We start from the raw sequence: 13,537 nt of genomic DNA on the forward strand, positions 1-13,537 counted from the left end.
TTTATTATGCCGCCGATTGCTGTTGCGGCATGCTACTTAACCATTCTTTAAATTTAGTAATCGCAGGTAACCTTTTATCTGAGTGCCCTAACAACTGAACAATGGCATAGCAGTACTGGTAATATAACTGGACATCATTACCGTCTTTATCGGCATCATCACAATTAATCATTGCACCACGTAAATAGCTAAGCACTAATTCATCGCGATTAAATCCTTCAACCTTCCCTATTTTTGCAATCATGCTATGAAACCATACAGAGTAAGCATCGTAACTTTGCTGATAAGCTAACTGATATACCTCACTCGCTTGAGATAAAACATCAGAATTAGGCATGACTCTTTCAATGACGAAGGTTTTATTAACTAAGGTATCGTGTAAACGCCAACATTGATGAGCTAAAAACTGAATAAGCGGGTCTTGATAATGTTGTTCATCAAGTTCAGCCTGAGCATTCCAACGATTTAAGTCATTAATTGCCACCGCTACCATTAAATCAACCTCGCTAGGGAAATGGTTATAAATAGTCCCTTTAGATATCTGGCTAGCTTGAACTAAATGAGAACGACATAAATCAAATGTTTTACGTCCTTTTAAACAACGCTGAGATACTTCAACTAGGTATTCTCCTCTTTGCTGCCAAGTACTCATGATGTATCCCTTACTTTGATTGAAAAATATGTTATCAGTTCACATTCACACAATAACAAGCTTTTTACGTTCTCGATATTAAGTAATACTGATACCACTATGATCAATCTCAATAGCCAGATTATCTAAAGCCAATGTTAAAAATTGAATTACTAGAAAGCTTCATCGCGGTAGCCGAAAATGGCAACCTTTCAAAAGCTGCAGAACAGATTTGCCGGACTCAATCAGCATTAAGTCTGCAAATTAAAAAGCTTGAAGAAAGTGTTGGGCAGCCATTATTAATCCGCGATAACAAAGGTGTTACACTTACCGACTCAGGTGTAACTTTGCTTAACTACGCCTATAAAATGATGCAACTAAACTCAAAGGCTTTAGATGACTTAAAGGATTGCCAAAATCGAGAAATCATTCGACTTGGTGTCCCAACTGATTATATAAAACGTTACTTGAGCAGCTGTTTATTAGAATTTATTCGTGAATTTACCCGCATAGAGCTGGTGATTGATACTGACGTTAGCGGTAATTTATATAAGCGCTTACAACAAGGCGAATTTGATGTCATTGTAGCGACTCATTGGCAAACACCAGCAAATGGGGAATTGTTATTTGAACGACGCTTTCATTGGGTTGCTGCCAAAAATGGTAATGCTCACAAACGTAGCGTGATTCCAATGGCATTATATCCAGAAAACTGCCCTATTCGTGCCCAAGTATTTGCTAATCATCAACTGACTATGCGCTCGATCAATGTGCTGCTATCAACTCCTTCACCGCAAGCCTTGTGCATGGCGGTTGAAAATGATCTAACCATCGCACCAGTCGCTGAATTTCGTATTAGCGATAAAATGCAGATATTAGATCCGGTTGAACATGGACTTCCCATTTTACCTGTCTTTAATGAAGCGCTTTATCTGAACCCAGATACCCAAACAGATGCAACTCAACAACTGATCTCGTTAATTAAAGCCAATGTTGAAAACTTAGCAGAAGTTGCTGATAGCTAATTATCTATTGTGCATCAGACTAAAAGCCAACTTAAGTAAGTTGGCTTTTTACTTTTCTATAGCTGATAGAAATTACGCGTAGTTTTGATCATATGTCTATATTCAATCGATAAAAAAAGCCCCTAACTATTAAGTTAGAGGCTTATCAAAAAGTGACTACGCTATTAATTGAAAGGGGAAAACAAACAACCAATGCATTAAGCCACTTTTAATACTGACTTAAAATATCGTATTTACTTTTTATGTTTGTCGTATTTGAACGTATGGCAATCGCTACAGATAGGCTCTTTAGCTTTATGCTCACCATGACACTCCTGACAAGGTAACTCTTTACCGTAATGTAAGTTATTGTGCGGATTCTGCCACTTGTCTTCTTCACTACGTGCTGTTGTTTCAGCTAATTCATCAACATCGTGACATTGCTGACAAGCTTGATCAGATGGAAATTGCTTGATGCCATTGTCATGACATGCCTTACAATCTTTTCCGATAACTTCCTGATGGTGATCTCTAATTTCTACGGCTTGAACTGTCGCACTACTTAAGCAAAGTAATCCCAATGCAAGCATCATCTTTAATGTGTTCATCAATAATTCCTCTTGTGTTTTGGGACTAAACTTTCATCATGCTGCGGGCGGCTGTCATTCCCATGACCATACATTCAGGAATAGAACAACTACCTAAACGACTGACACCATGAATACCACCACACACTTCACCTGCGGCATATAAACCAGCAATAGGATTACCAGTAAAGCTGTCTTTTACTTCTGCTTTAGTTGTAATTTGCACACCACCTTGGCAGTAATGCACTTTTGGCCATAAACGAACAACGGTAAACGGTGCTTCAATGTACTTGTCTTTCGCCTTGGTCATATTCTTACCAAATTGAGTATCTTCACCTGACTTAACGTACTGGTTATATTCTTCAATTTGCGTTTTAAGTGCTTTAGTTGGCACTTTAAAATGAGAGGCAAGTTCTTCAATAGAATCAAACTTCCAACCCACATTGTACTTAATGACTTTCTTAGTATTAGGATGCTTTTTAGAATCCTTATAACTGGTGATTAAGATTGGAGGTAGCGCATTTCCTTGTTCATCACGACATGCAAGCTCGGCATCAGCACGAGTTTTACGGTCAGCAATTTCGTTCATAAAGCGTTTACCCGTTAAACGGTTAATCGCAATTGAATGTGGGAAATTGTAAATTGAGTAGTTAGACACGTAACCAAAACCACCTTCATCAGGTGATGCCCAAGGGCCAGATTGAATATGCGCTAAATGAACAGGTACGGCACCTAAGCGGAACATTTCATACATGCCTTCGCCTGTAGCACCAGGAGCATTGGTACAACCTACTTCAGAGGTTAACGTTGGATCTTGCGCCATACGAAGATTAACGTTTTGAGCAAAACCACCTGTCGCCATAATCACACCACGTTTAGCGCGAATATTAATAACTTTACCTGGCTGGTCTTCATCAAAGTGGTAGTTGTCTCGCATTTTAACGCCAAGTACTTCGCCGTTATCACCAATCAAGAAACCTTCAAACTTAGAACGGTTATGAGTATGAACCCCCAATTCACGACACTTATGTAATAACGGTTGAGTGATACCTGCACCACAACTCACGGTTGTTTGATAAGTACGTGCAACAGAGTGACCACCAAGCTGTTGCAAGTATGGATGGTACTCAGAGCCCGCATCAAAAGTCATTTGTAATGCTTCCATTGCATGCTCAGCAACATGGCGAAGTAGTGCTTCATCGGCAATACCACGTCCAGCAGCCATTTGATCAGCGACCATGCGATCAACAGAATCTTTTACGCCTTCTTTAGATTGCATTGGCGTTCCTGGCGCAGCAAATAAGCCACCATTAATCGCTGAATTACCACCAAAGTAAGACATTTTTTCAAAAATATGTACATCTTTTGCACCTAGTTTTGTTGCCTCAATCCCTGCAGCTAAGCCAGCAAAACCAGAACCAATAATAACGATTTCAACTTCTTTATCCCACTTAACACCGTCCGCTTTTTCAGAAACAGCCATCGCTGGAGCTACCATTGCAGCACCTGCTGCTGCACCTAACCCTGCGATAAATTTACGGCGTCCTAACAGATCTACATTACTCATAGGTCATCACCCTTTGTTTAAATTGACTCCTTCATCATAAAGATGGAATCAATTCCAAAAAGGGAATCTACCAAGGTTTAATTATATCTAAATAGGTATATTTACAGAAATGAACCATAGCGCATATTTTAATCAAATATAGCCGTATGCTAACGATTTGGAATCAATTCCAAAACGCTGGCTATCTAAAAAATTAAATGAACGGCTTAAGTTACTTTTGAGAAAGACACTCTGTTAATTTATCGACCAATAATCTGACTTTTGGTGATAAGTGACGGTTTTGAGGATACAAAGCCCAAATACCTTCTTTTTCTTGCTGGAAAGAGGCCAATAACACCTTTAGTTTATTCTCGCTAATTGCTTGCTTAACGTAGTAACCAGGTAATTGCACAATCCCCAAACCTTTTAATGCCGCATCAAGCAAACTAATGCCGCTACTGCATTGCAAATTACCCTGCACTTTAATACTTCTGTTTTTACCTGATTCATTAAAGTGCCAATGTGATTGAGAACCAATTAAACAATTATGCTGACTGAGTTCCGATAAAGAATATGGCGCACCAAAACGATTAATATACTCAGGTGCAGCACACACAAATTGCTCACGACTGGTTAGTCGCTTTGCCATCATACTAGAGTCTGGTAATCGGCCTAAACGAATAGCTAAATCATAACCACCCTCAACTAAATCTAGTTGCCTGTTTGTTAATTCACAAATTACTTCGACATCAGGGTATTGCTGCATATAGTCAGTCACAACCGGCATAATAAACTTCTCACCATAAGTCACAGGTGCTGTCAGTTTAATTAGCCCCTGAGGTTTATTTTGCAAACTACTAATGGCACGCTCAGCCTCTTCAAGGCCATCAATCACTTGTCTGCAATGGCGATAAAACACTTGGCCTTCTTCAGTAAGTGACACTTTTCGAGTAGTGCGATAAAAAAGTTTAGTATTTAATCTATTTTCAATCTGACTAATTTGGCGACTAACTTGCGCGGTTGAAATAGACAAACGCTTTCCCGCCGAGGTAAAACTGTCAGTTTCAGCCACTGCGACAAATTCATAAACTCCTTCCCATGGCAGCATTATTACTCTCTCGTAAAAGTCATTTACTATTTAAGCTTATTATCAACTGACAGAAAATAAATACAATAGAATAATGATCTACACTGAGTAGATAAAATTTATAACCCATCTTCAATAAGGACAAACATAATGTCAGCTCAATTTATTAAATCAAAAGCCGCTGTAGCGTGGGGACCAGGTCAACCTTTATCCGTTGAAGAAGTTGATGTTATGTACCCGAAAGCGGGAGAAGTGATGGTAAAGATTATCGCTTCGGGTGTTTGTCATACTGACGCATTTACCCTATCAGGTGATGATCCAGAAGGTGTTTTCCCGGCAATTCTGGGTCATGAAGGTGGCGGGATTGTTGAAATGGTCGGTGAAGGAGTCACCAGCGTTAAAGTCGGTGACCATGTTATTCCTCTTTACACCGCAGAATGTGGCAAATGTAAGTTCTGTACATCAGGTAAAACCAACCTATGTAGCGCAGTACGTGAGACCCAAGGTAAAGGCTTAATGCCTGATGGTACTACTCGCTTTTATAAAGATGGTGAGCCAATTTTCCATTATATGGGTTGTTCAACATTCTCCGAGTACACCGTATTACCTGAGATCTCGCTTGCAAAAGTGAATAAAGATGCCCCATTAGAAGAAGTCTGTTTATTAGGTTGTGGTGTCACAACCGGTATGGGTGCTGTGCTGAATACCGCTAAAGTTCAAAAAGGCGATACGGTGGCTATTTTTGGTTTAGGTGGCATTGGTTTATCGGCCATAATTGGCGCAACCATGGCTGGTGCATCACGCATTATCGGTATTGACTTAAATGAATCTAAATTTGAGCTAGCCACTAAACTTGGTGCGACAGATTGCATTAACCCTAAAAACTACGACAAACCAATTCAAGATGTCATTGTTGAGTTAACTGATGGCGGTGTTGATTTCTCATTCGAGTGTATTGGTAACGTTAATGTCATGCGCAGCGCGCTAGAATGTTGTCATAAAGGCTGGGGCGAGTCAGTGGTCATTGGTGTTGCTGGTGCAGGCCAAGAAATCTCAACCCGTCCATTCCAATTAGTGACAGGCCGAGTTTGGAAAGGTAGCGCTTTTGGTGGTGTTAAAGGTCGTAGTGAATTACCAGGTATTGTAGAACAATACTTAAATGGTGAATTTAAATTAGATCATTTCATTACTCATACCATGGGACTTGAAGGGATCAACGATGCTTTCGATCTCATGCATAACGGTGAGAGCATCCGTACAGTCATTCATTTCGATAAGTAAACTTTTCTTCAGATCAATTTAAAACCTTGTCCATAGTTAAAATTATGGACAAGGTATAAATCAAATTCTAATTCAATAGCATGCCGCTTATAGGATCTCGAATGACCATTGAAAATATCAGCAGTAATAAAGCATTTGGCGGCTGGTTAAAGCAATACACCCACATTTCAACCACCGTTAATTGCAGTATGCGTTTTGCTATTTATTTACCACCTCAAGCAGCATCACAAAAAGTGCCTGTGCTTTATTGGTTATCAGGTTTAACCTGTACAGATGAAAATGTTATGCAAAAATCAGGTATTCAACGTATAGCAGCGGAACTGGGTATCGCAATTGTCGCTCCTGATACTAGCCCACGTGGTGAGAATGTCGCAGACGACAGCGAAGGTGCTTATGATTTTGGTCTAGGCGCAGGTTTTTATGTCAATGCGACTCAAGCCCCTTTTAATACCCATTATCAAATGTATGACTACGTTGTGAACGAGTTGCCAGAACTCATTGAACAACACTTTCCTGTTTCTCAGCAGCGCAGCATAAGTGGTCACTCAATGGGCGGTCATGGTGCTATCAGTATCGGTCTTAAAAATCCGCAGCGTTATCAGTCAATCTCAGCATTCAGTCCGATTTGTAATCCTATTAATTGCCCTTGGGGACAAAAGGCTTTTAATGGTTATCTAGGTACAGATAAACAAGATTGGCTTGAATATGACAGCACGGAATTAATGAAGCTTACTCAAGCCTCTGTTCCTATGCTGGTGGACCAAGGTAGCGATGACAGCTTCTTAGCTGAGCAGTTAAAACCACAAGCCTTAATCGATGTTGCTAAAGAACAGGAATACCCTTTAACCTTGCGCATGCAAGAAGGCTACGATCATAGCTACTATTTTATTAGTAGTTTTATCGAAGACCATTTAAGGTTCCATGCAAAGTATTTATAAGTAGAAAGCTATAACGAAAATGATCAATGAGCCTTTGCCTAAAAAAAATAGGTCATTGTTTCATGTGAAACATAGTTAGACTTTCAAAATAGAAATAGCAACCTTATAAAGATTGTAAAAAGCCTCAATGTGAATAACATTGAGGCTTTTATATAGGCATTAACGCACATAGATAATGAAGAAAATAACTTCATAGAAAGACTAATTAACGCAATAACTCATCTTTGTCTCAGTCATTTTTCTGTTAAGTGCATTAGCCTTTAATGTCGCTAAAAGTGCAACCACCGAACATCCAAACATAATCAGCACCATGGGCCATAAAGCATCTTTCAACAGTAATGCTGTTATTCCACTAATAATTGCACCGATGAAAAACTGCATAGATCCCATTAACGCAGAAGCAGTACCAGCACTTTTACCAAAGTGCTTTAAAAAGCCAACGCTTGCATTAGATATTGTCCCACCTGTCGCCGCCATACAGATAACAAAGCCAGAAACAGCAAACCATAGATTATTTGGCATAATCAAAATTGAGCTGAACAAAACAAATCCACCGAACACTTTTAGCCCTAAAAATGCCAACAGCATTTGCTCTGCGTCATAACGATTAAGCAAATAGGCATTTAAACGATTAATAATCACAATTCCCACAACATTAGCAATAAATAGCCCTGAAAAGAGCGTTTCGCTAACACCAAACTTAACTAAATAAGCAAAAGGTGCATTGGTAATAAATGTGATTAATAGCGCATAAGAAAACACTTGTGCAATTAAATATCCCCGTGCAGGTTTGAACTTAAGAACACTTTTAAAGCTAGTGCTAGGCATGGTATCACTAGCCTTTATATGCTTTGGCATAACAAAAAATGCACAGATTGCCACAAGGAATGCGAAAATAGCAGATGATAAGAAAATCCAGTGCCAGCTGGATATTTTCATGATTAAGGTACCAATAGCGGGTGCAATAGAAGGGGCTATCATCATAATTAGCATCACAAGTGAGAATACTTTCGCCGCTTCTTTTCCTTCAGCATTATCACGAATAGTGGCAGGTACAACGACAACAGCCATGCCGCCGCCAATCGATTGCAAGCAACGCCAAAGCCAAAAAAACTCCAAAGAATCGACTAAAGCTAACACTAGACTGCATACACCAAACACCAGTAAACCTAATGACATGATTGGCTGACGGCCAAATTTATCAGATAGTGGTCCGCCGACTAACTGACCAATTGCCATCCCGAAAACATACATGCTGACGGTAATCGCAATCAAAGAAGTATCGACATTGAAATCAGTTGCAATGATTGGAATCGCTGGCAGATAACTATCGATAGCGTATGGAGTCATCGCAAAAACAGCAGCAAGTAACAGAATTAAGCTTTTAGATATGGATTGTTGCATTTACACCTCTAAAGTATCTTTCCAGAAAGATACTAGCTAGATTTTACCTTTCTAGCAAGATATATTACTTGCAACACCCACTGATTAAATGAATAGATTTTGCCAAAACAGGAAAGTGTCGATAGCATTTTACAATCAACAAAAATTAATTGGCCTGAAGCATACGACCATATTTCTCCGTCGATTCTTAAATTGCTCAGAGCTCATCATCACATCAGAACAGATCTCGAAGAGCTATTAGGTCATTACCAAATACAAGGTGCAGACTTCGGTATTCTGGCAACCTTGAGAAGAAGTGGCGAACCTTATTGTTTGTCACCAACCACCCTTTATCACTCTCTACTATTCAGTTCAGGCGGTTTAACAAAAGTACTAAACAGGATGAAGCAAGCTGAGCTAATAGAAAGACTTGATAATCCTGACGACAAGCGTAGCAAGCTGGTTAAGTTATCACCAATGGGAAAAGAACTGGTTGACGCTATCATCGTTGAGCTTCATAAAAATGAACGAAAAAAATTAGCAATTTTGTCAGAAGATGAGATAAAACAGTTAGATAAACTACTCAGTAAACTACTATTGAGTTGGAATTAACACTTAGCATCAATAAAAAATGCCAGCTAAATGTTAGCTGACATTTGATGTATTTCCATTCATTAATGATGATTTGTAGTCAGTGACTTATTGGCAAGTTTAGCAAAGTAACGTTTAGATTCTGCCCTCACCTTTGGCGCAAGTAAAATAGCAGACGTCATCGTCGGAATAGCCATTAAGGCATATGCCGCATCAATAATATTAACGATTTCTTGAATGCTTGCCGTTGCTGCAAATAAAATCGCACACAAGAAAAAGTACTGATATAAACGTAACCTTTGACGACCAAATAAAAAAGCAAAACACTGGCCACCATAAAAAGCTTGAGTAAAAATGGTACTGATACTGAAAAACACCACACACAATATCAATAAATAAGGCCCTACTCCTGGCATTGTCATTTCAAACGCTTGGGCAGATAAATTAACACCTTGCGCTTCACCTGTTTGCCAAACCCCAGAAATTAAGATGATCATTGCTGTTGCAGTACAAACTAACAAAGTGTCAATGGCAGGACCAAGCATAGCGACAAGGCCTTCTTTAACAGGTTCATTAGTTCTCGCACTACCATGAGCCATCACTTCGGTACCAATACCCGCTTCATTTGAAAAAGCTGCGCGGCGAATACCAATTAGCATCGTACCTAATATGCCGCCCCCAACAGAGTTTAATGAAAAAGCCTCAGTAAAAATTAATGCAAAGTAATGAGGTATTTCAGTTATATGAGTCGCAATAACATAAAAAGCACAGCTCATATAAATAAGGATCATCAATGGCACCACCTTTGATGCCACAGATGCAATACGTTTGATCCCGCCTAAAATAACGCTAGCAACAATCAGCATAACAACGATACCTAGTGATAAATCGATCCAAAAAGTAGATTCATTAGCTGGAAAATATCCTGGTTTTACAATTAGCCATTCACGAATAATCTGTACCAGTTGATTGGAGTTAAATAATGGAAAGTTACCCACTAGACCTACAACACAAAAGAAGACAGCTAAAAAGTGCCACTTTTTAGATAACCCTTGAGTAATAATGTACATAGGGCCACCTTGCACATCACCATTTTCATCTTTGCCTCGATACATAATAGCTAAAGTACAGGTAAAGAATTTGGTTGCCATTCCGACGATGGCACTGATCCACATCCAAAAAATGGCACCAGGACCACCCACCATAATAGCCACAGCAACACTGCCAATATTGCCCATACCAACGGTTCCAGCCATAGCACTGGACAGTGCACCGGCATGAGTAATATGACCTTCAGCGCCTTTATCAGGGTATTTTCCACGCACAATATTGATAGCATGACCGATATAACGAAATGGGATAAACCTAGAATAAATAAGGAAAAATAGGCCACCACCGACTAAAAGAACCAACATGTGTGGTCCCCATGCTAAATCAGCAATTTCAGCCGTAATAGAAACAAGAGACATAGGTAAGTTACAGGTTTGTTAAAAGTTATCTTTGAAAATACGGACAAAAACCGCTTTGTGCAATGACAAATCTGCGTAAACTATGACTTAAACTATGGCTAATAGTGGCCAAAATTAAGGTAATAGCATGGCAAAAGTAGAGATATTAGTCGGTACGACACAAGGCGGAACCGAATATGTTGCTGATGATATGGCAGCTCAACTGACCGATTTAGGTCATCAAATCCAGATACATTTAACACCAGATCTAGCAGATTTAGACCGAAATTCACTGTGGTTAATCGTGTGTTCTACACACGGAGCTGGTGATCTTCCAGACAATATTGAACCATTTTATCAGCAACTGATCGCAACTAAAGACGATCTTAACTCAGTGAAATATGCTTTATGTGCCATTGGTGACTCAAGTTACGATACTTTTTGCCAAGGCCCTGAAAAAATAATTTTTCAACTAGATCTTTTGAATGCACAACCCATTGTGAATAAGATCCAGATTGATGTACAAATGGATCCTGTGCCTGAAGACGCTGCTTTAGCTTGGTTATCTGAGTGGCAAACAATTATTACTTAGTAAAATTTAGTTAATATCTTCATTTATACCCACAATATGATCTAATCTTATCCACAATAAGTTAATTAGAAAGATAACTATGTGGATAAGCTATTATTTTATCCGATCATAACTTTGTATTGATCCACACCTGATCTTGTTAAAGATCACCCCTGTGGATAACTAGCCGATCTATCCCCAAGTTATATTGAAACTGATCGCAGTTAGATCACAGGATCGTTTTAGCATTAACTTATGATTATAAAAGAAAAATAGGCTTTTCCACAGAAAACCTCGATCCTAATAGTAACAGTAATAAAAAGATCTATTTAAAGATCTTAAGATCTATTAAGCGAAGCGTGTCTGATCAAAATGAGAAAATTGATCATTCCCGAAAGGCAAAGCAAGTGCTAAAATACTCGGCTGAAACACTCTTTCGATCTAAATTCAGATTTAACTGTAAATTAGAAAAATTACTTTTACCCAAGGTTACAAAATGCATTTTCATGAACGGTTTGATGTTATTGTTGTTGGTGGTGGTCATGCCGGAACTGAAGCGGCACTTGCAGCAGCAAGAATGGGATCTAAAACCCTCTTACTGACTCACAATATTGATACCCTCGGACAAATGTCTTGTAACCCAGCCATAGGCGGAATTGGTAAAGGTCATTTAGTTAAAGAAATTGATGCTTTGGGTGGTGCAATGGCAACAGCCACTGACTTCGCAGGTATTCAATTTAGAACCTTAAACTCAAGCAAAGGCCCAGCAGTAAGAGCCACTCGTGCTCAAGCTGACCGAGCGCTTTACCGTCAAAAAATTCAGCAAATTCTCCAGCATCAACCTAACTTACGAATTTTCCAACAAGCTGTAGATGACTTAGTTGTTGAAAATAATAGAGTTATTGGTGTAGTGACTCAAATGGGATTAGCATTTGAATCTCCAAGTGTTGTATTAACAACGGGTACCTTCCTCAGTGGTAAAATCCATATTGGATTAGAAAATTACAGCGGTGGCCGCGCTGGTGATCCACCAGCAATTGCACTAGCAAATCGGTTAAAAGAATTACCAATCCGTGTTGGGCGTCTTAAAACGGGTACACCACCGAGAATCGATGCCAACACGATTGATTTTGATAAAATGCAAGAGCAAAAAGGTGATGATCCGTTACCAGTCATGTCGTTTATTGGTGATGTTGAGCAACACCCAGAGCAAGTCTCTTGTTTTATCACTCATACCAATGAAAAAACTCACGATATTATTCGTGGTGGACTTGATCGTAGCCCAATGTATTCAGGAGTTATTGAAGGTATTGGTCCAAGATATTGTCCATCGATCGAAGATAAAATTAATCGTTTTGCAGACAAAACTTCACATCAAATCTTTATTGAACCAGAAGGACTAACCACCAATGAGATCTATCCAAATGGGATCTCAACTAGTTTGCCTTTTGATGTTCAGTTAAATTTAGTCAGATCAATTCAAGGTATGGAAAACGCAGAGATCATTCGTCCTGGTTATGCCATTGAATATGATTATTTTGATCCAAGAGACCTTAAAAATTCATTAGAAACTAAAAATATTGATGGTTTGTTCTTTGCTGGACAAATCAATGGTACAACAGGTTATGAAGAGGCGGGAGCTCAAGGCTTATTAGCTGGCATGAACGCATCTTTACAAGTTCAAGGTAAAGAGGTTTGGTGTCCGAGACGCGATCAAGCATACATTGGTGTGTTAGTTGATGATTTATCAACTTTAGGCACAAAAGAGCCATACAGAATGTTTACCAGTCGTGCAGAATATCGTTTACTACTTCGTGAAGATAATGCTGATTTGCGTTTAACTGAAAAAGGTCGTGAACTTGGTTTGGTTGATGACGATCGCTGGCAAAAATTTAGCGAGAAAAGAGAATCTATTGAAACTGAACTGCAGCGCCTGCGCAGTAATTGGGTTCACAACAATTCTCCACTGTTAGACGTATTGAATCCTGAATTGAATACACCCATTTCTCGTGAAGCTTCATTTGAAGATCTATTACGCCGTCCAGAAATGGATTACAAGAAGCTCATGAGCTTAGAAGGTTTTGGCCCTGCAATTGAAGATGCACGTGCTGCAGAGCAAGTACAAATTCAAGTAAAATATTCTGGCTATATTCAAAGACAGCAAGGCGAGATCGATAAAGCCATTCGTCATGAAACGACAAGTTTACCTTTAGATCTCGATTATCAAGAGGTGGCGGGTTTATCTAATGAAGTCATTGCTAAGATGAATGAGCATAAACCAGAAACCATTGGTCAAGCTTCACGGATCTCTGGAATGACCCCAGCTGCTATTTCAATTTTGTTGGTTCACCTTAAAAAACGTGGTTTATTGCGTAAAAGCGCATAAATCGCAGTAAAAAGTTGTGTTTTGACCAATAAGGGAAGCTTTGAGGCTTCCCTTAGTCATTTCTGCCATTCATAATACCCGATG

Annotated in this window: 12 protein-coding genes; 6 read left to right on the forward strand and 6 right to left on the reverse strand. The window is 39.2% G+C overall.

The annotated features are described in order from the left end of the window. Positions 1 to 4: 4 nt before the first annotated feature. On the reverse strand, positions 5 to 652 hold the full coding sequence (locus K5Q58_RS13180; RefSeq protein ID WP_220754391.1) for a TetR/AcrR family transcriptional regulator: 648 nt from the start codon (positions 650 to 652) through the stop codon (positions 5 to 7). Between the two features lie 134 nt (positions 653 to 786). Between K5Q58_RS13180 and K5Q58_RS13185 the strand changes: the two genes are divergently transcribed. Beyond that, positions 787 to 1,656 (forward strand): LysR family transcriptional regulator, encoded by an 870-nt coding sequence (locus K5Q58_RS13185; protein WP_220754392.1) that lies wholly within the window; start codon positions 787 to 789, stop codon positions 1,654 to 1,656. Positions 1,657 to 1,889: 233 nt separating this feature from the next. Here K5Q58_RS13185 and K5Q58_RS13190 read toward each other — a convergent pair whose 3' ends face one another. The 3 genes from K5Q58_RS13190 to K5Q58_RS13200 all read right to left on the reverse strand — a co-directional run bounded on the left by K5Q58_RS13190 (position 1,890) and on the right by K5Q58_RS13200 (position 4,876). Next, positions 1,890 to 2,243 (reverse strand): cytochrome c3 family protein, encoded by a 354-nt coding sequence (locus K5Q58_RS13190; protein ID WP_220754393.1) that lies wholly within the window; start codon positions 2,241 to 2,243, stop codon positions 1,890 to 1,892. Between the two features lie 25 nt (positions 2,244 to 2,268). Then, positions 2,269 to 3,789: a flavocytochrome c gene (locus K5Q58_RS13195; RefSeq protein ID WP_220754394.1), complete on the reverse strand. Its 1,521-nt coding sequence runs from the start codon at positions 3,787 to 3,789 to the stop codon at positions 2,269 to 2,271. A 211-nt stretch (positions 3,790 to 4,000) separates the two neighbouring features. Beyond that, positions 4,001 to 4,876, reverse strand: a complete 876-nt coding sequence (locus K5Q58_RS13200) for a LysR substrate-binding domain-containing protein (RefSeq protein ID WP_220754395.1) — start codon at positions 4,874 to 4,876, stop codon at positions 4,001 to 4,003. 129 nt (positions 4,877 to 5,005) lie between these two features. Here K5Q58_RS13200 and K5Q58_RS13205 point away from each other — a divergent pair, with 129 nt between their 5' ends. Both K5Q58_RS13205 and fghA read left to right on the forward strand, forming a co-directional pair. After that, on the forward strand, positions 5,006 to 6,136 hold the full coding sequence (locus tag K5Q58_RS13205; RefSeq protein ID WP_220754396.1) for an S-(hydroxymethyl)glutathione dehydrogenase/class III alcohol dehydrogenase: 1,131 nt from the start codon (positions 5,006 to 5,008) through the stop codon (positions 6,134 to 6,136). A gap of 101 nt (positions 6,137 to 6,237) precedes the next feature. Beyond that, entirely contained in the window at positions 6,238 to 7,074 is an 837-nt protein-coding gene (gene fghA / locus K5Q58_RS13210; RefSeq protein WP_308443238.1) for an S-formylglutathione hydrolase, read from the forward strand. 201 nt (positions 7,075 to 7,275) lie between these two features. Here fghA and K5Q58_RS13215 read toward each other — a convergent pair whose 3' ends face one another. After that, positions 7,276 to 8,478, reverse strand: a complete 1,203-nt coding sequence (locus K5Q58_RS13215; protein WP_220754397.1) for a multidrug effflux MFS transporter — start codon at positions 8,476 to 8,478, stop codon at positions 7,276 to 7,278. Positions 8,479 to 8,577: 99 nt separating this feature from the next. Between K5Q58_RS13215 and K5Q58_RS13220 the strand changes: the two genes are divergently transcribed. After that, complete coding sequence (locus tag K5Q58_RS13220) at positions 8,578 to 9,069, forward strand: MarR family winged helix-turn-helix transcriptional regulator (protein WP_220754398.1); 492 nt, start codon at positions 8,578 to 8,580, stop codon at positions 9,067 to 9,069. A gap of 62 nt (positions 9,070 to 9,131) precedes the next feature. Here K5Q58_RS13220 and K5Q58_RS13225 read toward each other — a convergent pair whose 3' ends face one another. Further along, on the reverse strand, positions 9,132 to 10,517 hold the full coding sequence (locus K5Q58_RS13225; RefSeq protein ID WP_220754399.1) for a sodium:alanine symporter family protein: 1,386 nt from the start codon (positions 10,515 to 10,517) through the stop codon (positions 9,132 to 9,134). A 127-nt stretch (positions 10,518 to 10,644) separates the two neighbouring features. On the opposite strand from K5Q58_RS13225, the gene mioC reads away from it, so the two are divergent. Together mioC and mnmG are read left to right on the forward strand one after the other, a co-directional pair. Continuing rightward, complete coding sequence (gene mioC / locus K5Q58_RS13230; protein WP_220754400.1) at positions 10,645 to 11,088, forward strand: FMN-binding protein MioC; 444 nt, start codon at positions 10,645 to 10,647, stop codon at positions 11,086 to 11,088. Positions 11,089 to 11,563: 475 nt separating this feature from the next. Then, entirely contained in the window at positions 11,564 to 13,453 is a 1,890-nt protein-coding gene (mnmG, locus tag K5Q58_RS13235; protein ID WP_220754401.1) for a tRNA uridine-5-carboxymethylaminomethyl(34) synthesis enzyme MnmG, read from the forward strand. Positions 13,454 to 13,537: the final 84 nt, after the last annotated feature.

Source organism: Shewanella sp. KT0246, from assembly GCF_019654955.1.
Classification (GTDB): domain Bacteria; phylum Pseudomonadota; class Gammaproteobacteria; order Enterobacterales; family Shewanellaceae; genus Shewanella; species Shewanella goraebulensis.

Excerpts from the sequence above, each read along its gene's own strand:
- K5Q58_RS13180 (WP_220754391.1), bottom strand. The coding sequence starts at position 652 with ATGAGTACTTGGCAGCAAAGAGGAGAATACCTAGTTGAAGTATCTCAG.
- K5Q58_RS13185 (WP_220754392.1), top strand. The coding sequence starts at position 787 with ATGTTAAAAATTGAATTACTAGAAAGCTTCATCGCGGTAGCCGAAAAT.
- K5Q58_RS13190 (WP_220754393.1), bottom strand. The coding sequence starts at position 2,243 with ATGAACACATTAAAGATGATGCTTGCATTGGGATTACTTTGCTTAAGT.
- K5Q58_RS13195 (WP_220754394.1), bottom strand. The coding sequence starts at position 3,789 with ATGAGTAATGTAGATCTGTTAGGACGCCGTAAATTTATCGCAGGGTTA.
- K5Q58_RS13200 (WP_220754395.1), bottom strand. The coding sequence starts at position 4,876 with ATGCTGCCATGGGAAGGAGTTTATGAATTTGTCGCAGTGGCTGAAACT.
- K5Q58_RS13205 (WP_220754396.1), top strand. The coding sequence starts at position 5,006 with ATGTCAGCTCAATTTATTAAATCAAAAGCCGCTGTAGCGTGGGGACCA.
- fghA (WP_308443238.1), top strand. The coding sequence starts at position 6,238 with ATGACCATTGAAAATATCAGCAGTAATAAAGCATTTGGCGGCTGGTTA.
- K5Q58_RS13215 (WP_220754397.1), bottom strand. The coding sequence starts at position 8,478 with ATGCAACAATCCATATCTAAAAGCTTAATTCTGTTACTTGCTGCTGTT.
- K5Q58_RS13225 (WP_220754399.1), bottom strand. The coding sequence starts at position 10,517 with ATGTCTCTTGTTTCTATTACGGCTGAAATTGCTGATTTAGCATGGGGA.
- mioC (WP_220754400.1), top strand. The coding sequence starts at position 10,645 with ATGGCAAAAGTAGAGATATTAGTCGGTACGACACAAGGCGGAACCGAA.
- mnmG (WP_220754401.1), top strand. The coding sequence starts at position 11,564 with ATGCATTTTCATGAACGGTTTGATGTTATTGTTGTTGGTGGTGGTCAT.